Below are 22,780 nucleotides of genomic sequence, written 5' to 3'. Positions count from 1 at the left end.
TTCAGCTAAGGGTGCTTTCCCATATTCTCCTAGAGGCCGGAGCGAGGGGGTGTAGGCATGACCGGACGGTTCACTGGCCTTGAACTCGGCGCTGGAGTCGGAGGGCAAGCACTCGGCCTGGAACGGGCAGGATTCGATCCGGTCGTCCTGATCGACAATGATCCACATGCTTGTCGAACGCTGCGTGCCAACCGTCCGCAGTGGCAGGTGTTGGAGATGGACTTCAAGGACTTCGTCGGTGCGGAGCATGGGCTCTCGACCGTCGATCTCTTGTCCGGCGGAGTACCGTCCAGTCCGTACTCCATAGCGGGTAAGCAAGAGGGCGCCGCGGACGAACGAGACCTGCTCGTCGCAGCGGTCTATCTCGCGATCGAGTTGCAGCCGCGCGCGATCCTGCTGGAGACTACGCCATCGTTGTTGGCGCCGAAATTCGTGCAGGTGCGTGAGGAGGTCGAGGCGGAGCTGAAGCACCTCGACTACTCGTGGGAGTGGAGCGTCCTGGATGCCCAACACTTCGGCGTCCCGCAGACCAGGCGTAGCTGTCTCCTGGTCGCGATGCGACCGGACGACTTCGTCCGTTTCGTTTGGCCTGAACCGCGCCACGCTGCCGGCGCCACGGTGGGACAGGTGCTCAGGGACTCAATGGCGAGTAGGGGATGGCGCTTCGTGGAGGAATGGGTGTCGATGGCCGATCGTGTGGCACCGACGATCGTCGGGGGCTCGAAGAAGCACGGTGGTGCCGACCTCGGCCCCACTCGGACCAAACGGCAGTGGATGGATCTTGCGGTGAACGCTCATGGCCTCGGCGATGACGTCCCTGACGAAGACTTCATCCTCGATCCGGATCTCGGGCGAGACGGCGTGCCCAAGCTGACCGTCGAGCAGGTCATGATGCTGCAAGGACTGCCGGAGGATTGGATCGTCACTGGGCGTAAGACCGCGCGCTACAAGCAGGTGGCCCAGGCATTCCCGCCACCGCTGGCCGAGGCCGTCGGCTCGCGGATCGTGTCGGCGCTGGCCGGCTGACTCGGTAAAGTGGCGCATATGACCACCGGCACCACCAACCCCATCAACATCGTTGACCTCTTCGCGGGGTGTGGGGGGCTGACACAGGGATTCCACACCTTCCAACCAGGTGCCTTTCGCACTGTCGGTGCGGTGGAGTGGGACATCGCCGCAGCCTCGACTTATGCTGCCAACTTCGCCGAGGAAGCCGGTGGAACCGATCACATCTATGCCGGAGACATCGCCCAGTGGGATCCTCAGGCCGTGAGTTCAAGCGTCGACGTGATTCTCGGCGGCCCGCCTTGCCAGGGCTTCTCGGGTTTGGGCAAGGAGGATCCTCACGACCCCCGGAACAAGCTCTGGAAGGAGTACGTTCGGGTGGTCCGCGCTCTTCAGCCCAGGATATTCGTCATCGAGAACGTCGACCGATTCATGCGGTCGCGCGAGTTCGAGCTGCTCACAGCCTCGACTAATGAGAAAGACGGCGATCTACGCGATTACGTTCTGCAGACCAATCTTCTCAACGCGGCAGACTACGGAGTTCCGCAGACCCGCCGACGAGTGATCGTCCTGGCCACACATCGAGATCTCGTCTCCTCCCACCCTTCGGGCGAGCCCCTCAAGCATCCGTCGCCGACTCACCGCAAGCCGGATGGGAAAAACGATGAGGGGGCACTCTTTTCTCATTCCCGATATTGGGTGCCCTCTCGTACGGTCTTCAAGGAAACGGGCTTGGAGACCCGGACGACGGAACTCCCCGACCGTACCTGTAATCTCCTCGGCAAAACTCTTCCGGGCACCTTCCTTACCACTGACCTCCATATCGGACGTAATCCGACTAAACATTCGCTCAAGCGTTACCGTGCCATCCCGGAGGGAGGAAACCGGCACAATCTGCCAGAAGAGTTGTCCACGCCGAACTGGATCAACCACCGGAACGGCTCGGGCGATGTCATGGGACGCCTTTGGTATGACCGGCCCTCAGTGACGATCCGGACGGAATTCTACAAGCCCGAGAAGGGACGCTATCTGCATCCCGAGGCCGACCGTCCCATCACACATCTGGAAGCGGCTCTGTTGCAGGGGTTTCCCCTCAACTATAGGTGGGTCGGCAGTAAGGTGCAGATCGCGCGTCAAATCGGCAATGCCGTACCAGTCGGCCTCGCCAAGGTCATCGCCGGTGACTTGTATCGGTATCTTCGTGCTGCTGAACCGGGTTTTGGCGCGAATCCCAGCGTGATCGATCTCTCGGCTGTCGAATTCGAGCGCCTGGTGAGGGATCTGTTCCTCGCCATGGGCGCAGAGGGGTGGGCTGACATCGCTGCTGGGGACGGAAGGGCGGATGTCTTGGCAACGAGTAAGGACGTCTCTTCTGGCGGTGTCCGTCTCATTCAGGCCATGCGGTGGTCAGGTCCGGTAGGCTTGGAAAGCGTTCATGCTCTCTCCCATTTAATGGCCGAGTACGCTGCGGAGTCGGGCGTTCTGATCACTCCTTCTTGGTTTGATCGGGCCAGCGAGCAGTTTGCGCAGCAGAACAGAATCACTCTGATCAACGGGACCGAACTCAGGCACCTCGTCGGTAGGCACCTGAACGTCGAACTCTCTTCGCACGTCGCGACGCCGCCGGATGATGCCCTCAATTATGGTGCTGGCTACGCTTGACGCGTGCGGCCAGTAGTCATTGGTGAGACAATGGCCCGGTGGTCGCAAATGGATGCTGCACGCACAAAGCTGGCGTGATTACGATCCTGCGACAGGACAAGGTCGTGGCGCGTGTAGATGACCGCAAGAGGATCAGTCGAAGAAGTCGAACTCTCCCGCATGGACTCCGGCCAGGAATGCCTGCCACTCGGCCTTGCTGTAGACGATGACCTCGTCGTGAAGCTTGCTGTGGCGGACGGCTACGCGGCCGGATCCGTCCTGGAACGGGCCGGCTTCGACGCAGTTGCCGCCGCCATCGGCGCTGAAGCTGCTGATGTGCCAGGCGATCTCGGGGGTCGTCATAATCGGTGGCTCCGTTCCTAGACGTCGGCCAAACTCTTCGCGACCGCTGAGATCAGCCTCAGTGATTCCTCGGCGCTGAGTGCTTTGCGTCGTATGCGGTCATACTTCAGCTTAAGCATGTCGGTGCCTTCCCCTTCAACATAGATTGCCCCTGCTGGGGTTGGAACGTACGCGATGGCAGGGAAGGGCTGGGGAAGCTGGAAGATGCGGAAGGCGCCGTCCGGGCTGGCGTGTGCTCCTGCACTGAGCGGAAGAACGCGGATCTCGATGTTGGGTGCGGAGGCGTGTTTCGCGAGGTGTATCAGCTGGGCGCGCATGATTTCCGGACCGCCGACCGGCCGGCGTAGAACGTACTCGTCCAGGACCATAGACAGGCGAGGACTCTCGTCGGAGAAAATCTCCTGCCTGGTGAGGCGGAAGTCGACCCAGCGATCGACCTGTTCGTCGGTCGCATCCGAGCTGTCCGCGCGGATGACGGCTTCCATGTAGTCCCGGGTCTGGAGCAGGCCAGGGATCACGAGGGCGTCGAAGGAGCTGATGCTCTCGGCGCGGGCCTCCACCCAGGCGTAGTCCACGATGCCGTGCGTCACGTCGCCTGAGTAGTCGTCCCACCAGCCGTTCTGCCATACGTCGCGGCTCAGGCGGACCAGGCCATCGCGCTCCTGGGGTGTCGTGACCCCGTACAGGTCGAGGAGGGCGAGGACGTCAGGGGTGCGGGCGGGATAAAGGCCGGCCTCGAAGCGGCTGACCGTGGAGCCGTCGCGTTGGAGGTACTCGCCGGCCTCCTTGAGCGTGAGCCCTGCGCGTTCGCGTAGCTCTCGTAGATGCTTGCCGAGCCACTGGGCTCGGAGCGTCACCCCGCGCTTCCCGCTCATGGTCCCCACCTCGATTGGCTGCCTCGAACGTTACACCTGCAAGACGCACCTCGGAGAGATTCAGCTTTTCGCTGTGCAAGTTTGCAGAGTGCATGCCAGTATCGAGACGGTTGCAGTGAGTGACAGCGAAAGTTGTCGCCGAGTGTGGAAGGGCGGGGGCAATGAACGAGATGGTCTGGCGGGGTGACTTCCCGGGCGAGCGCGTACAACTGGGGAAGGTGCGACGGCTCGCCGCCGCTCTGCTCCAGGACTCCCCGGTACGTGATGACGCGATCTCGTGTCTGGCCGAGCTCGTCGGTAACGCCATCCTGCACACCAGGTCGGTCGACAGCTTCTTCACGGTCGGGATATGGTCCGCCGGCGCTTTCGTCCGGGTTGCGGTGAAGGACGCTGGCGGTTGGAGTGAGCCCAGTCTTCGGTCAGGGCGTCAGACAGGGCTGGCTGAGAGCGGGCGGGGGCTCAGCATCGTTGTCGCGCTCGCCGAACGGCTCGGGGTCGCGGGTGACGAGGACGGGCGGGTGGTGTGGGCAGACCTGTCGTGCGAGGGCGACGGCGCCCAGGCCGATGTCGCTCGCACGGCTTTTTGGGGTGGGGTTCCACTGCTTGAGCCCGTTTGCGGACGCTGCTGGATGTCGAGCGGGCGGCCGTCCCAATCGATTTTCTCCGCGGCGTCTGGAAGATGAACGCGTCGTGGGTGAGCGGGGTTGGCATGGCTCGCACCCGGCGCCGTTCCAGGACGGGTATCAGCGGCTCGCCTGGCGGACGCCGAGCCACCGGACGTCGCGTGTACGGGTGCGTGACCACACATGTGAGTGCAAGTCCGTGGTCTACGAGCTCTGCCAAGCGGGTGGGCTCTTGTTCATCCAGCGCGTCGTTCGCACCGAGGGTGGGGAGGAAAGGCACGAGACGGCGAGGCTCACGTGCGCTCAGACGGAGCGTCTCTGGGGCCTGCTACTGGCTGGACGCGCCGGATGACCGCGTCACTTCGGTGTTGAGAGCAGGATGGGTTTGAGTTGGCGGACGAACTCGATGGCGTCCGCTCGATGGTCCCGGCCTGGAGCGCCCGGCGTGATCCACACGGACAGCAGGCGGCGCGTGTCGGGCGTCCAGGCGTAGGCGTACGTGCTGGGTCCGTTCTTGCCCTCGAACTGGGCTGTATAGCCGGGACCGAGATCGGTCGGCAGACTCACCCCTTGGTCGTGCTTCATCGTGTTCTGCAGCTCTTCCAGGGACAGAGCCGAGGGATTGTCGAGCTTGACAGACAGCAGGAACTCCCGCTCGTCGTCCCCTGGATCGGTGATGATGCAGTACGAGAAGGGTTTGCCCGGCTCGCTGCCGGAGGCATCGTATTCCTCTAGGCCGGTAGCGCGGATGATGACCTGTTTGGAGATGAGGCCGCATTCCTGAGGACCTGCAGTCACTTCTCCGAGCGGACTGGTGTCAGGAGGCGGGGAGGAGGTGCACGCTGAGACGACGGCGATAGCCGCGATCAGGGCAGGTCCGAGAAAGGTCGCTCTCATCGAACTGGGCTCCCGCCGACGCCGCCAGCTTGCTTGAAGCCGTCCCTGACAGCCTGCACGGGGTCGCGGAAGACGGCTCCCGTGTCACCGAGGCCCAGCCAGGTCGTGTAGGCGTCGCGCTGCGCCTCGTTCATCTTGCTCCATGGCACGATCTTGTTGCCGTCCACGAAGTCCCCCTCCGAGCCGCGAGGGTAGTTGGTGGATGAGTAGGGATGCGTTCTCGCCGGGACTTCACCGTCACCGAAGAGGCCGTGTCGCATCATCACGTCTGCGGTGATGTCGGTGAACATGTCGATGCTCTGACCGACCGTAGATTCCGCCTGACTGCGTGCTAGCGCTCCCTGCTGCCCGGTCATCTGGCCGAACACGGCGGACTTGGCCTTGTCGAAGAGCAAGCTGCTGATCTTCCCCTGAGGTCCTGGGATCAGGTTGGCCACGCTGGTGACGGCCTCCTTGAAAGCGCCGAACGCGCTGTCGTGGGCATCGGCTTTGTTGATGTGGGCGATGTTTCCCGCATCGGTGACGAGGTACAGGGTTTCGCTGAGTCTTTCCACGTCAGTGCTGAATTCTGCGCCGCCGGCCCCTGCCATGGCACTCTCCAGAATCCTCTGGCGTTGATCATTTATGTCGGAAGTAGTCGCGTCGGGGTGGGCCCTATGCCATTTCTCGAAGTCCGAACGGACCTGTTCGGCGACCCGGGCCGCCCGTTCGTTCAGGACATTGATGCTGTACTGCCCTTGGGCCGTGGCCACCGTCTTCAAAGCGATCGGATCGTCGAAGGCCCACCGCATTACGTTTTTGACTCTGTCGCCGTCCAGCATGGCGCCATAAGGCTGCACGCCCCTCAAGTGAGGATCGGGATCGGAGGCGGGGGTCACGCCGGGCGGTTGCGCAACTCGTTGGCCAGGCACGCGATTCAGGTCGCTGATGTACGAGCTGAGAATGTTGCCCACGCTCTGCCGGGTGTTGCGGAGGTTGGACTGGACGGATGGGTTGGTCCAGAAGTGGAGTGCCCAGGAGGCGATCAGGGCGGACTTGTAGCCGCGGGACCCGCCTGGCGGGAGGTCGTGGTCGCGGAAGGTGGTGGTGGCGGCTTCGAGGGCGTGGCCGAGGTCGCTGTCGGTGGCCTCGTACCAGACGCGCTCGCGCATCAGGTAGTCGAGGGGCTTGCGCTGGGGGTCGGTGAGGAAGTCCTGGGCGGCTCGGGGGTTGTGGGCGAGGGCGGCCGCTACGGCGGCCAGCGGGTCCTTGTACGCGGCCGGGAGGTCGTTCGCGGGCTGGGTGGTGGGTGTCATGTTGCGCCAGTACAGGGAGCCCGGGGGTTGTTCGCGTTCGTAGTCGTAGACCTTGGTGGCCAGCTCGCGGAGGAAGGTGTCGTCGAAGCGGCCGGTACGCAGGAGTTTGTTGAGTGCGAAGGCGGTTTCGGGGGTGTCGAGGTGTTCCAGGAGCTGGTCGACGTAGCCCTTCGGGAGCTTGAGGGGGCCGGCGCCGCGTGAGGCGGTGCCGAGGGTGGTGCTCAGGGCGGCGGACAGTTTGTCCAACTCGGCGATCGCTTCCGGGTCGGCGCCCAGCACGGTGGTGTTGCGGCGGTACAGGGATGTGAGCAGTTGCTTGAGCTCCCTGGGGGACAGCTGGGTGGCGAAGGCGATGGCGAAGTACGGGTCGTTCTGGTGTTTCTGGAGGTCGGCGAGGGTTTTTGCGTCGATGGTGCCCTTCTTCATGGCGGTGCGGAGGGCGGCGGCCAGGCGGTTGGCCGTCGCGGCGCCCGCCGCGGGCGTGTCGGACACCCATTGGGACTCGTCGGCCCACAGGGCCTGGGATCTGCTGAGTGCGACTTTCTGGGCGGCGAGCATCAGGTCGAGTCGCCGTTGTAGTTCGGGGACCTTCGTGCCGATCTGGTAGGCGATGTCGCGGGCGGTGCCGGGGCTGGGCATGGTGAGCCGGACCGTGCTCAGGGCCTTGTCCACCTGGGCGCCGGTCTCGGGGACGGTCTGGCTGAGGCGCTTCATCAGCGAGATGAGCTGGGTCATGAGCGCCGGGTCGATGGCGAGGGGTGTCGTCGGGCCGGGGGTCATGAGGGCGCGCCGTCGGGGTGGAGGGTGTCCAGCAGGTTGAGTGCGCGGTCGAACAGGCCGCGGTACGCCTGATCCCAGCCGTTGATGTCGCGTACCAGTCTGTCGGCGGCAGGGCCTTTGATCGCGCCGGCGTCAATGAGGTGGATCAGGCCGCGGATATCGCCGCTGTGCTGATCGCGCAACTGCTCGATCTGCCGCCGGGCGGCATGGATCTGCTCCTGTGTCGCCATGCTGGGTCCCCTGTGGCCGGTCGACGGGCGAGTGACCATGCGCAGCGTATCCGGGTTGTGTGAGATGCAGAGCGCAATTTCCGGCTGCACAGTCAATCGGTATAAGACGGGGCGGGAATATGCATAATGGGGCCGGGCGAAAAAGCGATTTCATGCGGGCCAAAAAGGGGTCCCGTTCCGGCTTTTGTTGGGTGGCTGCGGGCTGTGCACTCGATGGCACGGATAGGGCGTAGTGGGGTGATTCTCGCGATTCTGGGGACTGTTGTCTACTGAGTGCTTTTCATCCCGCCTCGCGGCGCTGAAGGACGAGGATCGCTTTGACGAGCTGACCTGCGAGGAGTGGGCAGCACCGGAGTTTGCGCAGAATACGCCAGGTCTTCAGTTGTGCATTGGCCCGTTCTCCCGGTCCGCGGAGCTTGGCGTGAGCGGCGTTGGCGGCCTTCTGGGAGGCGGGCTTGTTGCGGCCCTTGTAGGGCACGCGTACGTGCTCGCCGGCTCCGACGTAGCCCTTGTCGGCGAGGGTGATCAGGTCGGCGGCCTTGAGGCGGCGCAGGATGCCCCAGATCCGGGCGGCTTTGAGGTCGTGGACGGAGCCGGGCAGGGAGCCGGAGGTCCACAAGGGTGTGCCGTCGGGGGTGGCCAGGATTTGGATGTTCATGCCGTGCTTCTTGTGTTTGCCGGAGTAGTAGGGCCGGTCGGCGGCGACGCGGTCGATGGGGATGAGGGTGCCGTCCAGGACCAGGTAGGGGTAGCCGGCCCGCTTGGCCGCGCGTAACACCTGCTCCAGGCGGGGCGAGCGGCGGGCGAGCAGGGCGATGGCCTCATGGATGTAGCGCCAGGCGGTCGCGATGCCGACGCCGAAGCCTGCGGCGACCTCTGCCAGGGTCTCGCCTTTGCGCAGGTGGACGAGGACGAGCAGGGCTTGTTGGCCGGGGTTGAGGCGACGCCAGGGCGAGTTGATCGTCTTGCGGTGCCGGCGCAGGATGCCGGACAGATAGGACAGGGTCTGAGGTGACAACGGCAGCGCGGCGCGGTAGAACAGCAACTCGGAGCCTCTGGTCTAACGGTTGATCTTGGTCGACAACCCTTCTACCAGGGGCTCTTCTACTTGTCGATCAGACCCACTCGCGCAGCATGCCCGCGACCTGCGGCTTCAGGATGGAAAACACTCACTGTGTGCGACGTGGAGGTCGTCCCGCATCTGGCTGTGGTCGTGGCCGACGACCAGGTGGGTGACGGGGCGAGCAAAACCGCTGGGAAATTGTCGGGGGCCGGTGGTAGAAAGCGAGTTCGAGTCTGTCAGCTATCCGTGGTCGGGGGCGGCGTCAGTGACGAGCAGCAGTTCCGAGTTCTCCGTGGCAGGCCCACGTCACGATCGGCGTGGGCCCGTGCGGTGGCTCTGGTCGCACCTGCGGCGGCACCCGTTCCATCTGGTCGGGTTCCTCGGCGGGTCCGTGGTCATGACCACGCTCAACGCCATGGTGCCGCAGTACATCGGTGACGCCTTCGACGCGGTGCTCGGACACCGGGGCGGGCCGCTGGACGTGCTCGGGTTCATCGCGCTCGCGATGCTCGCGGTGGTGCTCGCGCGCGGGGCGTTCGACCTGGTGGCGCGGCTGTCGAGCGAGGTGCTGGCGAAGCGGCTGGAACGCGACGCGCGTGACGAGCTGTACGTCAGCCTGCTCGGCAAGAGCCAGACCTTCCACAACCGCCAGCGCGTGGGCGACCTCATGGCGCGGGCCGCGAACGACATCCGGCAGCTCTCCATCATGATCACGCCGGGCGCCGACCTCATCGTCGACTCCGGGCTCACCGGCATCGTGCCGCTGTTCTTCATGGCGGCCATCGATCCGCGGCTGCTGCTGGTGCCGGGGGTGTTCGCGGTGGTGTTCGTGATCGCGCTCTGGCACTACATGCGCAGGCTCAACCCGGTGGCGACGCGGATGCGGGAGGAGTTCGGCGAGCTCAACGCCGGGCTGAGCCAGGCGGTGCGCGGCATCGAGGTGATCAAGGTGACCGCGCAGGAGGAGCAGGAGCGGCTGCGGTTCCGGGCCGGCGCGCGGCGCTACCGCGACTCGTTCGTACGGAACGGGCTGGTACAGGCTCGCTACCTGCCGACGCTGCTGTTCTCGTTCGCGATGGCGGGGGCGCTCTGGCACGGGCTCTACCTGCAGGGCATCGGGGCGATCAGCGTCGGCGAGCTGGTCGCGTTCATGGGGCTCATGGGCATGCTCGGGTTCCCGACGCAGATGTCGATCTTCACGTTCTCGCTCATCCAGATCGGCATCGTCTCCTCCCGCCGCATCCTCGACGTCATGACCGCCGAGAGCGAGATCGAGCAGCGGCCCGACGGGCACGCCGCGCCGATCCGCGGCGAGATCGTCTTCGAGGACGTCACCTTCGGCTACGCGGCCGACGGCGAGCCGGCGCTGCGCGGGGTGTCGTTCACCGTGAAGCCGGGCGAGACGGTCGCGATCGTCGGGGAGACCGGGTCGGGCAAGAGCACGCTCACCAAGCTCGTGCCGCGCATCTACGACGTCACGAGCGGTCGCGTCCTGGTCGACGGGGTCGACGTACGCGACTGGGACCTCGACTCGCTGCGGTCGCAGATCTCGACGATCGAGCAGGACATCGTGCTGTTCTCGCGGTCGGTGAGCGAGAACATCGCCTTCGGGCTCGGTCAGCGGGCCGACCACGAGGCGGTGGTGCGGGCGGCCGAGGACGCGCAGGCCGCCGAGTTCATCGCGGAGCTGGAGGACGGCTACGACACGGTGATCGGGGAGCGCGGCGTCACGCTCTCCGGCGGGCAGCGGCAGCGGCTGGCCATCGCGCGGGCGCTGCTCACCGACCCCGCGATCCTGGTGCTCGACGACTCCACCAGCGCCATCGACTCGGCGACCGAGGACAAGATCCAGCAGGCCGTCGGGCGCATCCTGGAAGGGCGCAGCACGTTGCTGATCACACATCGGCTCTCGCAGATTCGGTGGGCCGACAAGGTGCTGTTGCTGCGGCGCGGGGAGGTCGTCGACTTCGGCACGCATGAGGAGTTGATCGCGCGGAGCCGGCTCTATAGGCGGGTGTTCGCCCACTACGACGAGGTCGATCTTCAGGGCGGTGACGCCGGTTCTGGCGATGACGGTGTTCCGGGTGACGGCGGCATTCCGGGCGACGGCGTTCCGGGTGACGGTGGCGTGCAGGGTGACGGTGGGCCGGTGTTCGCGGGCGAGCAGGGTGGGGTGCGCTGATGGGCTTCGTCCTGGACGGTCTCGACGCCGAGGACTACGACCGCACCTACAACGACCGCGACCTGCTGCGGCGCATCCTGTCCTACTTCCGGCCCAAGCTGGGCCCGATGCTGCTGGTCGCCGCGATGATCGTGCTGCTGTCGGCGAGCCAGGCGGCCGTTCCGGCGATCGGCAGCCTCGCCGTGGACGCCATCGCGGACGGCACGATCGGCGAGGCCGGCCCGGCGCTCGTGGCGGCGATCCTGGGCACCGGCGTGCTGTCATGGGTGTTCAACTACCTCCGGCAGAAGCACAGCGCCCAGGTCACCGGTGACGTCGTGCTGCGACTGCGCGAGGACGCCTTCGACGCGGTGCTGGCCCGCGACCTGTCGTTCTACGACGAGACGCCGTCCGGCCGGATCGTCAGCCGGGTCACCTCCGACACCGACGACTTCGCCACCGTCTCCACCCTGACGATGGACCTCATCAGCCAGGTGCTGATGGTCGCCTTCGTGACGGTGCTGCTGTTCGTGCGCAGCGCGCAGCTCGCGCTGATGACGCTGCTCGTGGTGCCGATCGTGGTCGGGCTGGCGCTGCTGTTCCGGCGGATCGCGAGGATCAGCACCCGGCGGGCGCAGCGCTCGCTGAGCCGGGTCAACGCCAACCTGCAGGAGACCATGGGCGGCATCGCCGTCGCCAAGAACTTCCGGCAGGAGCGGCAGGTCTACGACGAGTTCCGGCCGATCAACCGGCAGAGCTACGAGGTGACGCTGCGGCAGGGGTTCGTCTTCTCCACGATCTTCCCGGTGCTGTTCACGGTGGCGGGGCTGGCCACGGTCGCGCTCGTGCAGCTCGGCGGGTCGCGGGTGCTGGCGGGTGGGCTCACGGCGGGCGAGTGGTACCTGTTCCTGCAGAGCGTGGCGCTCTTCTGGTTCCCGCTGACGTCGATCGCGGCGTTCTGGTCGCAGTTCCAGCAGGGACTGTCGGCGTCCGAACGGGTCTTCGCGCTGATCGACGCGCCGCCCCGCGTGGTGCAGACCGACGCGCGGCCGGTGGGGAAGCCGGCGGGCCGCATCGAGTTCCGTGGCGTCACCTTCGGCTACGACCCGGCCAGCCCCGTGCTGCGTGACTTCGACCTCACCATCGCGGCGGGGGAGTCGGTCGCGCTGGTGGGGCACACGGGTGCGGGGAAGTCCACGCTCAGCAAGCTGATCACCCGCTTCTACGAGTTCCAGGAAGGCAGTCTGCTCATCGACGGGCAGGACATCCGCAGCCTTGAGCTGGGCGCCTACCGGCGGCAGATCGGCGCGGTGCCGCAGGCGCCGTTCCTGTTCAGCGGCACCGTGGCCGACAACATCCGCTATCCGCGGCCCGAGGCGACCGACGAGGAAGTGCGCCGGGCCGCGGCGGCCGTGGGTGGTGGCGACTGGATCGACGCGCTGCCCAACGGCCTGCTCACGGACGTCGGCGAGCACGGCCGGGCGCTGTCCATGGGGCAGCGGCAGCTCGTCGCGCTGGCCCGGCTGCTCATCCAGGACCCGGCGATCGTCGTGCTCGACGAGGCCACCGCGAGCGTCGATCCGCTGACCGAGGCGCAGATCCAGGAAGGGCTCGACACGGTGCTGGCGGGGCGTACGTCGATCGTGATCGCGCACCGGCTGTCCACGATCGAGCACGTCGACCGGATCATCGTGCTCGACCACGGGCGGATCGTGGAGGAGGGTGATCATGTGACGTTGCTGGCGCGGGGCGGGCGTTACTGCGAGGTCTACAACACCTACTTCCGGCATCAGTCGCCCAACTATCGGGCGGGTACGGGGTTCGTAACGGTCAGCCAGGGCCAGGGCTAGGACTCAGTGGCGGTGTCCGTCGGCTGGTCGATGGTCCAGTTGTGGGCGAGGAGCAGCCTGCGGATGCCGTACGCGCCGAGTGGGGTGAGCTGGACGGGTGGGCTGGTCAGGATCAGGCCGAGGGTGTGACGGGGGATCTGGCGGAGGAAGCGGGCGGCGGCTTCGGCGGGGTCGGGGGAGGCGTCGTCGTCCCGCCAGAAGAGGGTTACAAGCTCGCGGATTTCGGTCCCTGTCCCTGTTTCGGCCCTGGCGGGGGTGTGAGCAGGGGTGGCGGGGTGACGGGTGGTGGAAGTGAGGACGCCGGCGGTTGTCCAGAAGGTCATCGCGGTGCGTACGCCCGTGAGCAGAGCGCCGCTCGGGTCGCGGGGGCCGGTGAGGTCGTGGGTGGCGGCGGCGATGGGCAGGGCGGGGAGCAGCATGGGGAACGGGCGCCCGGCCAGGTGGACCTCCATGAGGTGGGCGGTCAGCGGGAAGATCGCTTCCAGGGGTGACTGGCGGGAGTAGTAGGCGGCGTCCTTCTGCTCGGCCTCCACCTGGTCCCGCAGGGACCCGGCGAGCAGCCGGGCCCACACCTCCAGTTGATGCTCCTCGGCGGTCCCGCCCGCGGGGAGCCGGACGCGGGCGGCGGCTTCGCGCTCCGCGGAGGCGTGGCGTACCAGGAGGGACGCCTCGGCCTGCGCGGCCAGTGAGGGGATGGGCGGCCGGGAGCGCGGCCGTAGGGTCCGCCGTTCGCCGTCGAGCGGCGTGAGCCAGGGGAACAGCCCCGCGAACACCAGGTCGAACCGCCGGATCGTCCGCGGCAGGCCCGACTCCACCGCCGCCTCGTACACCATGAACGGATCATGCACCGTCCCGGTACGGATGCGCGCGGCCCGCGGGCGAAGGTGAGCAGATCCGCTATGGCGTGAGAAATTTTCACGTCTCAGCAGGGAGCCGCGAGGGCCGGTCAGCGGTCGCCGGTCCAGCGGGTGATCACGACCGTCGTTCCCTGGCCCGGCGCGCTCTCCAGGTGGAACTCGTCCACCAGCCGCTTCGCCCCGCCCAGCCCGTGGCCGAGCCCCTGACCTGTGGAGTAGCCGTCGGTCAGCGCGACGTCCGGGTTGGGGATGCCGGGGCCCTCGTCGGAGATCGTCAGCCGGAGCCCGGCCCGGGGCGGCGGCCGCAGGTGCTCGATCAGCAGGCTCCCTCCGCCGCCGTGGACGTAGCAGTTGCGTACGAGTTCGCTGGCGGCTGTGATGAGCTTGGTCTGGGCGATGAGCCCGAACCCGGCCTCCAGGGAGGCCGCGCGGATCGCGTGCCGGGCGGTGAGCAGGTCGCGTTCGGCGCGGATGGGGAGCGAGCGGGTCGTCCCTGGCTCACTGTCACCCAACCCCTGATCCTCTCCTTGCCGTCCGGTTACCGCCTGGTTAGTTGTCGCGTAGCAAATATATAGGATCAGCACTCCGGTCGCAGGCTCGTGTCGAGGCGAACTTGACCGCAGAGTTATTTGCTATCGTGCAAATTTGTCGGTGGCGCGTAGGATCGCGCCTGGAGAAGAGGACATGCGTTGGGCAGCATTTCCGAGGGCGTTCACGCGGTGCGACAGGCTATGCAGGCCGCTCCGCCCTATGCCGTGGTCGAGGCGATGCGTGACGCCGTGACCCTGCACTTCGCCGTCGAACGGGTCGAGGTGCTGCTGGCCGACCCCGCGCTGATCACGCTCCGTCCCGTCATGGACGAGCTCGCGCCCGGCGAACGCGGCCTGGCCATCGACGGCACCCCCGCCGGCCGCGCGTTCGCCTCCCAGACTCCCCAGCGTGAAGGCGGGCTGCTGTACCTGCCCGTCAGCGCGGGCGGCGAGCGGGTCGGCGTCCTCAGCCTGAGCTTCGCCACGCCGCCAGGCACGGCGGTCGTCGAGGACCTCCAGGAGATCGCCTCCGCGCTCGGCCACGTCCTGTGCGACGCCGACCGCATCACCGACCGCTACCACAGAGCCCGCCGCGCCGCCCGCCTCACCCTCGCCGCCGAGATGCAGTGGGCGCTGCTGCCCGGGTTCGGCCATCAGGGCGACGGCTACCGCCTGGCCGGCCAGCTCGAACCGGCCTACGCCGTCTACGGCGACAACTTCGACTGGGCCTGCGGCCCCCGCGGCCTCATCCTCTCGGTCACCGACGGCATGGGCGCCGGGGTCGAGGCCGCGATGCTCACCACGCTCACCATCACCGCGCTGCGCAACGCCCGCCGCTCGGGCGCGGGCCTGGAGGAGCAGGCGGGCCTCGCCGACGAGGCCATCTACAGCCAGTACGGCGGCCACCTCCACGTCTCCACCCTGCTGATGAGCTTCGACGCCGTGACCGGCGAGGCCGCCCTGGTGGACGCCGGCTCGCCCCGGCTGCTGCTCATGCGCGCCGGCCAGGTCCGTCACATCGAGCTGGAGCAGCAGCTTCCGCTCGGGATGTTCGGCAACACCGCCTACGCCGAGCAGCATCTGCGGCTGGAGCCGGGCGACCGGCTGATCGTGGCCAGCGACGGTCTCTACTCCTCGCGCTCCCAGAGCGGCACGGAGTTCGGCACCTCGTCACTGGAGTCACTGATCAAGTCCACCAGGATGCAGCCGGCCGATGAGGCGGTACGGACGATGATCCGGGGACTGCTGGACTTCCGGCGGGGCATGGAAGTGCTGGATGATGCGGTCGTGGTATGTCTCGACTGGACCCCGGACCCCAAACCGGGGCCGAGGCCATCCGGGCCGCATCCCGGGCGAGCACGACCATGACCGGCATCACCTCATTGAGTGGATAGCGTGTGATTGACGAGCCTGTTCCAGCTGTTGAAGCGTCCGACCCCCTCGTCGGCCACCTGCCGCCGACGGAATGGGCACTCATCGAGAGGGAGGCGGCGGCCCTGGTCGCTGTCTGGGGCCGCTCACGGCAGGCGTTCGTCACGAAGGTGTCCTCCATCCAGCTCCAGGCCATGCTGACCATCGAGAAGCACGGAACGATCAACCTGGGCCGCCTGGCCGCGGCCCTCGGCGCGGTGCCCTCGTCGGCGAGCCGCCTCTGCGACCGGCTGGAGGCGGCCGGGCTGGTCCGGCGCTCCCACTGTGAGGAGGACCGGCGCGAGCTGACGCTCTCGCTCACCCCCTCCGGGCGCGCCCTCATCGAGGAGCTGCAGCAGCTGCGGCGGGACGACCTCGCCCGGGTGCTCAGCGAGATGCCGCCCGCGGGGCGGATCGCGCTGCTGCGCGGGCTGGAGGCGTTCGCGGAGGCGGCCGACCGGGTGACGGCGCGCGAGACGCCCGAGGAGGACGACGACTGGATCCAGATCGCCGCCCGCCTCCTCGCCTGACAGCGGCGATGAGCGGGCGGGGTGGGAGTAGCGTGACGGGATGAGGGTCGGAGCGTCGTTGCTGGTCGCACTGGGGCTGCTGGTGGCGGCGGGGTGCGCGGCCGGGCAGGGGGCGGGTGGTTCTCCGTCGCCTGCGCCGGTGCCCCTGTCCACGGGTACGCCGACCAAGGCCGAACGCAAGGCGCAGTCCGCGGAGGCGCCGACGCCGGGCCCGGTGGTCACCCCGGCCGCCTCCGCCGGCGGCTGGCGATACGCGTACGTCAGCGACCAGCCAGGCTCCCGCCTCACCGACGTCACCGCCGCCGGCCCCAGGGAGGCGTGGGCCGTCGGCGCCGAGAACGACCGGCTCCTGCTGCTCCACCACGACGGCACCGCCTGGCGCAGGGCCGACCCGCCGCCGGGGGTGTCCGCGGTGCCGCCGGGCGCGGACGTCCGCGTCGCCGCCTCCGGCCCGGACGACGTCTGGCTGCTGCTTCCCGAGCTCGCGGCCGACGACCAGGTCCAGGCGCTGTCGGCCGTACGCTGGGACGGCTCCGCCTGGCGGCGGGTCCCTGGGCGCATCGAGTCGCCGTACGTCACCGACTTCGCGGTGGCCGGGCCCGCCGACGCCTGGGCGGTCCACGGCCCAGGACGCCGCGAGGCCGCGCACTGGGACGGCCGTTCGTGGACGAGGGTGCCGCTTCCCGCGTTCGCGTCGGCCCTGGGCGGCTCCGGCTCGGCCGGCCTGTGGGCCGTCGGCTTCCGCTCCTCCGGGGAGGGCGTCACCGAGAGCGAGCTGGACCAGCCCGCCGCCATGCGCTGGGACGGCCGCTCCTGGCGGCTGGTGCCCACCCCGGCGTACGCCTTCGCCCGGCCGAAGCCGGCCGAGGGCAGCGCCGCGCTGGACGGCGTGCTCGTCCTGGAGCGCGACGACGTGTGGGCGATCGGCGTGCACACCTTCAACCACGGCGAGGTGGAGGACGAGCCTGCCGATCCGCCGCCGATCCTCCTGCACTGGGACGGCCGGAGCTGGAGCAGGCAGAGCGCTCCCGCCGACAGGGGCTACTGCTGTCCGCGCCTGGCCGCGGGTCCCTCGGGCGGCGTCCTCGTCGTGACCGGCAGCCCGCGCCTGCGCGACACGTGGCGGATCGCGGCGCCGGGCGCGTCCGCGGTCCCGCTGCCGCGCCTGCCGGCGATCCCCGGTCTGAAGCGTTCGCAGTTCTTCAAGGTCGAGGGGTCGGCCCGCTCGGGCACGACGTGGGCGGCCGGCACGTTGTCGGCGGACGGCGGGTTCTGGAGTCGCGCGGCCATCGCCGCACTGTCCTGAATGTGATCAAATCTCGGGAATGGACCGAGCCCGGCAACTCGTGGGGGAGACGCTCCTCTACTGCTTCGTCTTCCTCCTGCTGACCGGCGTGTACCTCGCGTTCCTCTACACGCCGAGCGGGCGGATGGTGCCGTACGCGGGCGCGTACGAGCCGCTGCGCGGCACGATGATGACGGCCGCGTACGAGTCGATCCTGAGGATGAGCTTCGACGAGCCGGGCGGGCTGCTCGCACGGCAGGTCCACAGCAGGGTGATGATGGTGTTCGCGGTGGGCGTGGTGGCCTGGGCGCTGTTCGGCCGCGTCTGGTACGGCCTGCACCTGGCGGCGGCCCTGGCCGTGCTCGTGACGCTGGTGGTGTCCTCGCGCCGCGAGGCCGCCCGGCAGCCGCGGACGCTCGGCTTCACGGCGCTTGCCGTGGGCCTCGCCCTGCTGGCGGTCTACGCGCTCTGAGGAGGGCGTCAGCCCATCTTGAGCACGGGCTTCCACTTGGAGCACTCGCCGGTGGGCCGGGAGGCGGTGCCGCGGCAGACCTGGATGCGGATCTGCAGCACGTTGCGGTAGTCCTTCTTGAACGAGCCCACGCCCGGCCGGCAGTTGTAGAAGCCGTAGGACTTCCAGCGGCCGTTGCGCGAGTCCTGCGCCTTCAGCACGGCCCACGCGCAGCCCTTGCCGCGCGTGTCCTCCAGCTTGCCCTCCACCAGGTAGCCGAACTGGTGGATGTACCCCTTCCCCCACGACCCGGCCATGCCGTCGGCGGAGTAGACGGGCCCCCACTTCCACACCGCCGGCGTGGCCGAGGCGGGTGCGGCGGCCCCGGCCAGGGGGAGGACGACGGCGGCGGCGAACAGGGCGAGCAGACGCATGAGGGGTCTCCGTGATCGGGCAAAGAACTGGACCCCACTACAGATAGGTCCCCGTACTTGCGATCGGCTTGGAGCCCAATGGTCCGGTCAGGCGGCTACGGGGCCAGGCGGGCGGGGAAACCGCCGGTGGCGATCGGGCCCCAGCGGTCGATGTGGACGCGGATCAGCGACTTGTCCTGGCGGCGCATCGCCTCGCGGTACTCCTCCCAGTCGGGGTGCTCGCCGGCGATGCACCGGTAGTACTCGACCAGGCCGTCCAGCGCCTCGGGCATGTCGAGCACCTCGGCGCGGCCGTCCACCTGCACCCAGGGGCCGTTCCAGTCGTCGGACAGCACGCAGACGGACACGCGCTCGTCCCGCTTGGCGTTGCGGGTCTTGGCGCGTTCGGGATAGGTGGACACGACGATCCGGCCGTCGGCGTCCACGCCGCAGGTGACCGGCGAGAGCTGCGGCCGGCCGTCGGCGCGGACGGTCGACAGCAGGCCGTGATGCCGGGGGCGGAGGAAGTCGAGCAGCTCGGGCCGGTCGACCCGGCGCGCGGTGGCGATGTTCGGAGCCATTTTCTGGTGCCTTTCGGATCGTGCGTGATCCGATCCTTTCATTCCGGCTGCCCGGGGGCGGCCTACGCTTCGCGGCTTCGGTGGACCGCGCCGTTGAGCTTGGAGATGGCCTCCGGATGTCCGGCCTGGGCGGCGCGGCGGAACCAGCTCGTCGCCACCCACTGCTCGTCCCTGCTGCCGTGGGCGGTTCCGAGCCGGTACGCGGCCTCGACATGTCCGGCTTCGGCGGCCAGCCGGTAGAAGAACATGGCAACGCTCAGGTGGCCAGGGGACGTCTGCTCGAAGTCGCGTCCGTAGGTGTAGGCGAGCTGGGCGGCGACCTCCCGCCGTCGTGGGTGGTCGAGCAGTTCCGCGGCTTCACCGATGCCGGACTCGCTGGCCCGCCGCAGCCATGGCCGGGCGTCCTCGGGCCGGCTTCGTAGCAGGGCGACGACCGCTAATCGCAGGCAGTTCTGGCCGTCATGCTGGTTGCTCTGTGACAGCAGCCGGAGTCCGATCCGGCCCAGGGCCCTGAGCAGATCCTCGCGCACCGGCTGCTCCTCGGGGGCCGTGAGCACGGCCGGTACGGGAGGCGACTCCGCAGGTCCGGCAGGGGCCTCGCGGGCCGCCCGCCACAGGTGGTGCCAGGTCTTGATGTCGTCCAGCGGACCCACGTCCAGCCCGGTTCTCTCGGCAGCCGTGCAGCACGCGGTCACGAAGGAGTGCACCCACGGCCAGTCGGGCGCCCGTTTGCGCTTGCCGGTCAGGATGTCGTGCGTGGTGCTTTCCGCCAGATCTCTGCTGCTGTTGCGGGAGATTTTTCGCAGTTCGGACAGCGTGGGAGAGCCGGCCAGGGCGACCAGCTCGTTCAGCTGATCGACGAAGGCGTCCAGTGCCGTAGTACGAAGTTTCTCGGCCATCGCTCCGAACCGAAACTGAGTGATCTTCGATGTTCGCGTGGTGATGTAGGTCATATTGGCATCATCTGGCCGCCAGCTTGACGCGATCGCCCTATCCGGCTTGGTCCCAGATCGGTTGCGCTGACTCTGGACTCAGGATGGGACGTGTCCGGACGAGGCCGGATACGTCCGGACAGGCGCGATTCGCTCCGGGATCGTCCGGATCTGTCGGGAGATGTGGCGGCGGTGCGCGGGTTGGACGCATCATCATCGTGCTCGTAGGTCCCGGCAATCACAGAATCGCCCTGAATCGCATCGATCGTCCCTTATCTGGACATCGGGCTCTTGGGTCCGCAAGCAGGGACTTCTTGTGACATGCCAATGCCCATTTGGTATGGAGTGGATGGCGCTGATGCTCACGTCTTGTTGGCCGCTGTATCGTTTCGCATCGATTTGAATCATATCTACCGGGCGCATCGCCCGACGGGATCGGGGATCCATGGAAGACCTCTCAGAGGAGATGGGGAAGCCGCGCAGCAAGCGCGAGCGGCTCGCCACGGAGTTGCGACGGCTGCGCGACCTGGCAGGAATATCGGGAAGAGACCTGGCCGGCCGGATCGGCATCAGCCAGTCGAAGATCTCGCGGATCGAGTCCGGCAGCGTGATCCCCTCGCTGCCCGAGGTGACGGCCTGGGGGGACGCGGTGGAGGCGCCGTCGGAGACGCGCGAACAGCTCGCCGACCTGACGCAGGCCGTCTTCGTCGAGATGCACGCGTGGCGGACGGCTCTGCAGCAGCAGACCCACCTCCAGGACCAGATCCGGGAGCAGGAGGACCAGGCACGCTTGATCCGCGTCTTTCAGCCGTCACTCGTCCCGGGACTGCTGCAGACGGCCGAGTACGCACGTCGCGTCTTCACGCTCTTCGACCCGCCGTACGTGGAGGGTGACCTGCCCACGGTCGTCGCGGCGCGGCTCCAGCGCCAGGTGGCGCTGTACGACGAGAACCGGTCCTTCGAGTTCCTGATAACCGAGGCGGCGTTGCGTTGCCGGCCGGGGCCGGTCCGGCTCCTCCTGGCGCAACTCGACCGCATCGCGTCGGTGGCCACGCTGGAGAACGTGAGCATCGGGCTGATTCCCCAGGACGGTGAATTCCTCGTCTGCCCCTCGCACGGATTCACGCTGTACGAAAGCGACGGAAGCGTGGAGGACAGCTTCGTGGAAGTCGAGGTTACGCATATGAGGTTGACCGCCCGCAACGCGGAGGATGTCGCGTTGTATCGACGGCAATGGGCGCTGCTCGGCGACATGGCGATTTACGGGGAAGCGGCGAGGGATTTCCTCGCGAAGCTGAGCGCGGACATGCGCTCCATGGCCGGTTGACCCGGCATGCGCGCCTGCCCCGCTCGGGGAGCGACTACGGCCCAGCCTTCCCGCGGGGGCGTCGCGGCCCGCGTGCCGCGACGCCTCACCGGGGAAGACGCGCGTTACTCCTGGTCGAACTCTCCGGCGTACACCCCGCAGAGGAAGGCGTCCCACTCGGGGACCGTGAAGCGGAGCACCGGGCCGTGCGGGTCCTTCGAGTCCCGTACGAGAACCAGGTCGGCGTGGAAGGCGACCTCGACGCAGCCGCCGCCGTTGTCGCTGAAGGTGGCCTTGAACCAGCCGGTGCTCTGCGACTTGTTCTCCGTGGCCTCGTTCATTTCTTACTCCTTTTCTCCTTGGGAGGCTTCGTGCCGCCCTTGGAAATAAGGATCGAATATCGCGGTGTGAGGCCCGGTGGGATGTCCGGTGGGCTGGCCGTCATAGGTGCGTCATAGGAATTCAGTCGGAGTGTCCATGCGGTTTCAATTGCTGAACGGGATACAGGCTCACCGGGGTGATCGGCTGGTTCCCCTCGGGGATCGGCAGCAACGCCTGCTGCTCGCCCTGCTGCTGCTCGCCGAGGGGCAGTTGGTCACCATCGAGCAACTCATCGAGAAGGTCTGGGGCGAGCCGGGAATCCGCAGCGCGCGCCGTGTCCTCTCGCACTACGCCAGCGACCTGCGCGCCCGGCTCGGCAGGACCGCCTCGGGAAGCCCCGTGGTGCCGGTGTACGACAACGGCTACCGGGTCGTGGCCGAGCGGGACCAGGTCGACGCACACCGCTTCCGCGACCTCGTCAAGGCGGCCCGGCCGCTGCTGGGACAGGACGACGAGGAGGCCACGCGGCTGCTGCGGAGCGCTCTGCGGCAGTGGGGCTCCGATGGACTGCTCCCGGGTGAGCCGCTCCTCGGACTGCCGGGACCTGGGGCCGCGGGAGCGCGGGTCCGGCTGCTGGAGGAGCACCGTGCCGCGGTTCTCGCCTGCCTGGAGGCCGAGTTGCGGCTCGGCCGGCACGCTCCGCTCGTGCCTGAGCTGCAGGACCTCGTCCGGGCCTGGCCCCTGGACGAGGAGGCGACGAGGCTGCTGATGCTGGCACATCACCGCGCCGGCCGGGTGGCCGATGCTCTCGCCGCATACAAGGACCTGCGGGGCAGACTCCGCGACGAGCTCGGCAACGATCCCGGCTCGCGGGTCGAGGAGCTTCAGCAGTTGATCCTGCGTCAGGACCCTGTCCTCGATCCGCCCTCCGGCGCCTACACCCTCGATCCCTCTGGAGTGAACGTGCGATCAGCGAGTGAGATCGGAAAGAACGCTGTCCGCCTCGTCACGGACGCTGTCGGAAAGGGCGGCGTCGGAAAGGGCGGCGCGCAGACCGGCGTCTCCTGGACCCGGCACCCCGCCGAACTGCTGGAACTCGTCCGGACCCGCTTCGCGGACGATCCGGACGCGACGAACGCGCTGGCCCGGGTCGAAGCCGATCCGGTGGACGGTGCGGCCGTCACGGTCCTGGAACGGGTGCTGGTCGCCCACCTCGTCCGCGACCAGACGTTCCTGGACGACGTGGGGCGCCTGGTCGAGCAGGAGAAAGGGGCGAGGGCAAATCCCCCATCGATAGTCGCCGACACCGTCAAGAACGCAGTCGTCTACCACGCGCCCGTGCACGTCTCGGGCGATTTCACCATCTCCTGACAGAAGCGGA

General features: G+C 67.8%; 23 protein-coding genes. 11 read left to right on the top strand and 12 right to left on the bottom strand.

Going from position 1 to position 22,780, the window contains the following annotated elements; all coding sequences use genetic code 11:
• The first annotated feature begins 57 nt into the window (after nt 1–57).
• Together Nocox_RS38615 and dcm are read left to right on the top strand one after the other, a co-directional pair.
• The gene (locus Nocox_RS38615; RefSeq protein ID WP_026215124.1) at nt 58–1,026 is read left to right on the top strand and encodes a DNA cytosine methyltransferase; all 969 of its coding nucleotides are present in this window, start codon (nt 58–60) and stop codon (nt 1,024–1,026) included.
• An 18-nt stretch (nt 1,027–1,044) separates the two neighbouring features.
• The gene (gene dcm / locus Nocox_RS38610) at nt 1,045–2,667 is read left to right on the top strand and encodes a DNA (cytosine-5-)-methyltransferase (RefSeq protein ID WP_084685922.1); all 1,623 of its coding nucleotides are present in this window, start codon (nt 1,045–1,047) and stop codon (nt 2,665–2,667) included.
• Nucleotides 2,668–2,799: 132 nt separating this feature from the next.
• On the opposite strand, the gene Nocox_RS38605 is transcribed toward dcm, so the two are convergent.
• Both Nocox_RS38605 and Nocox_RS38600 read right to left on the bottom strand, forming a co-directional pair.
• A complete protein-coding gene (locus Nocox_RS38605; protein WP_020546974.1) occupies nt 2,800–3,009 on the bottom strand; it encodes a DUF397 domain-containing protein in 210 nt (69 codons plus the stop codon).
• Nucleotides 3,010–3,026: 17 nt separating this feature from the next.
• Nucleotides 3,027–3,884: a helix-turn-helix domain-containing protein gene (locus tag Nocox_RS38600; RefSeq protein WP_033411125.1), complete on the bottom strand. Its 858-nt coding sequence runs from the start codon at nt 3,882–3,884 to the stop codon at nt 3,027–3,029.
• 161 nt (nt 3,885–4,045) lie between these two features.
• On the opposite strand from Nocox_RS38600, the gene Nocox_RS38595 reads away from it, so the two are divergent.
• Entirely contained in the window at nt 4,046–4,567 is a 522-nt protein-coding gene (locus tag Nocox_RS38595) for an ATP-binding protein (protein WP_020546976.1), read from the top strand.
• Between the two features lie 297 nt (nt 4,568–4,864).
• Here Nocox_RS38595 and Nocox_RS38590 read toward each other — a convergent pair whose 3' ends face one another.
• The 4 genes from Nocox_RS38590 to Nocox_RS38575 form a co-directional block, all read right to left on the bottom strand.
• Nucleotides 4,865–5,305: a hypothetical protein gene (locus Nocox_RS38590; protein WP_020546978.1), complete on the bottom strand. Its 441-nt coding sequence runs from the start codon at nt 5,303–5,305 to the stop codon at nt 4,865–4,867.
• A gap of 95 nt (nt 5,306–5,400) precedes the next feature.
• Nucleotides 5,401–7,434, bottom strand: a complete 2,034-nt coding sequence (locus tag Nocox_RS38585; RefSeq protein WP_157383439.1) for a DUF6571 family protein — start codon at nt 7,432–7,434, stop codon at nt 5,401–5,403.
• A gap of 41 nt (nt 7,435–7,475) precedes the next feature.
• Complete coding sequence (locus Nocox_RS38580; RefSeq protein ID WP_020546980.1) at nt 7,476–7,709, bottom strand: hypothetical protein; 234 nt, start codon at nt 7,707–7,709, stop codon at nt 7,476–7,478.
• A 280-nt stretch (nt 7,710–7,989) separates the two neighbouring features.
• Nucleotides 7,990–8,754 carry a transposase family protein gene (locus Nocox_RS38575; protein ID WP_219495520.1) on the bottom strand — a complete coding sequence of 255 codons (765 nt, stop codon included), beginning with the start codon at nt 8,752–8,754 and terminating at the stop codon, nt 7,990–7,992.
• Between the two features lie 343 nt (nt 8,755–9,097).
• Between Nocox_RS38575 and Nocox_RS38570 the strand changes: the two genes are divergently transcribed.
• Nucleotides 9,098–10,954: an ABC transporter ATP-binding protein gene (locus Nocox_RS38570; protein ID WP_020544889.1), complete on the top strand. Its 1,857-nt coding sequence runs from the start codon at nt 9,098–9,100 to the stop codon at nt 10,952–10,954.
• Complete coding sequence (locus Nocox_RS38565; protein WP_020544890.1) at nt 10,954–12,783, top strand: ABC transporter ATP-binding protein; 1,830 nt, start codon at nt 10,954–10,956, stop codon at nt 12,781–12,783. Before Nocox_RS38570 ends, Nocox_RS38565 begins: the two co-directional genes overlap by 1 nt.
• Here Nocox_RS38565 and Nocox_RS38560 read toward each other — a convergent pair.
• Nucleotides 12,780–13,616, bottom strand: a complete 837-nt coding sequence (locus tag Nocox_RS38560; RefSeq protein ID WP_020544891.1) for a hypothetical protein — start codon at nt 13,614–13,616, stop codon at nt 12,780–12,782. The genes Nocox_RS38565 and Nocox_RS38560 overlap by 4 nt on opposite strands.
• A 113-nt stretch (nt 13,617–13,729) precedes the next feature.
• Nucleotides 13,730–14,152, bottom strand: coding sequence for an anti-sigma regulatory factor (locus tag Nocox_RS38555; protein WP_020544892.1), 423 nt, complete (start codon nt 14,150–14,152; stop codon nt 13,730–13,732).
• Between the two features lie 255 nt (nt 14,153–14,407).
• Between Nocox_RS38555 and Nocox_RS38550 the strand changes: the two genes are divergently transcribed.
• Genes Nocox_RS38550 through Nocox_RS38535 form a run of 4 tightly spaced genes read left to right on the top strand, consistent with a single transcriptional unit; the run spans nt 14,408 to nt 17,867 of the window.
• Entirely contained in the window at nt 14,408–15,538 is a 1,131-nt protein-coding gene (locus Nocox_RS38550) for a PP2C family protein-serine/threonine phosphatase (RefSeq protein ID WP_157383215.1), read from the top strand.
• A 29-nt stretch (nt 15,539–15,567) separates the two neighbouring features.
• Nucleotides 15,568–16,110: a MarR family winged helix-turn-helix transcriptional regulator gene (locus Nocox_RS38545; protein WP_211212735.1), complete on the top strand. Its 543-nt coding sequence runs from the start codon at nt 15,568–15,570 to the stop codon at nt 16,108–16,110.
• A 40-nt stretch (nt 16,111–16,150) separates the two neighbouring features.
• Entirely contained in the window at nt 16,151–17,416 is a 1,266-nt protein-coding gene (locus tag Nocox_RS38540) for a hypothetical protein (protein WP_026214693.1), read from the top strand.
• 19 nt (nt 17,417–17,435) lie between these two features.
• Nucleotides 17,436–17,867 (top strand): hypothetical protein, encoded by a 432-nt coding sequence (locus Nocox_RS38535; protein ID WP_157383216.1) that lies wholly within the window; start codon nt 17,436–17,438, stop codon nt 17,865–17,867.
• Between the two features lie 8 nt (nt 17,868–17,875).
• Here the strand turns inward: Nocox_RS38535 and Nocox_RS38530 are convergent, their stop codons facing one another.
• From Nocox_RS38530 to Nocox_RS38520, 3 genes are all read right to left on the bottom strand, one after another.
• Nucleotides 17,876–18,280 (bottom strand): hypothetical protein, encoded by a 405-nt coding sequence (locus Nocox_RS38530; protein ID WP_020544897.1) that lies wholly within the window; start codon nt 18,278–18,280, stop codon nt 17,876–17,878.
• 95 nt (nt 18,281–18,375) lie between these two features.
• Nucleotides 18,376–18,840 (bottom strand): PPOX class F420-dependent oxidoreductase, encoded by a 465-nt coding sequence (locus Nocox_RS38525; protein ID WP_020544898.1) that lies wholly within the window; start codon nt 18,838–18,840, stop codon nt 18,376–18,378.
• Between the two features lie 62 nt (nt 18,841–18,902).
• Entirely contained in the window at nt 18,903–19,739 is an 837-nt protein-coding gene (locus Nocox_RS38520; protein WP_157383217.1) for a tetratricopeptide repeat protein, read from the bottom strand.
• Between the two features lie 478 nt (nt 19,740–20,217).
• Between Nocox_RS38520 and Nocox_RS38515 the strand changes: the two genes are divergently transcribed.
• Nucleotides 20,218–21,099: a helix-turn-helix domain-containing protein gene (locus tag Nocox_RS38515; protein WP_020544899.1), complete on the top strand. Its 882-nt coding sequence runs from the start codon at nt 20,218–20,220 to the stop codon at nt 21,097–21,099.
• Nucleotides 21,100–21,203: 104 nt separating this feature from the next.
• Here the strand turns inward: Nocox_RS38515 and Nocox_RS38510 are convergent, their stop codons facing one another.
• Entirely contained in the window at nt 21,204–21,419 is a 216-nt protein-coding gene (locus Nocox_RS38510) for a DUF397 domain-containing protein (protein WP_020544900.1), read from the bottom strand.
• A gap of 136 nt (nt 21,420–21,555) precedes the next feature.
• Between Nocox_RS38510 and Nocox_RS38505 the strand changes: the two genes are divergently transcribed.
• Complete coding sequence (locus Nocox_RS38505) at nt 21,556–22,770, top strand: AfsR/SARP family transcriptional regulator (protein ID WP_157383218.1); 1,215 nt, start codon at nt 21,556–21,558, stop codon at nt 22,768–22,770.
• Nucleotides 22,771–22,780: the final 10 nt, after the last annotated feature.

Source organism: Nonomuraea coxensis DSM 45129 (assembly GCF_019397265.1).
Taxonomy (GTDB): Bacteria; Actinomycetota; Actinomycetes; order Streptosporangiales; family Streptosporangiaceae; genus Nonomuraea; species Nonomuraea coxensis.
This window is presented reverse-complemented; position numbering and strand designations above follow the sequence as displayed.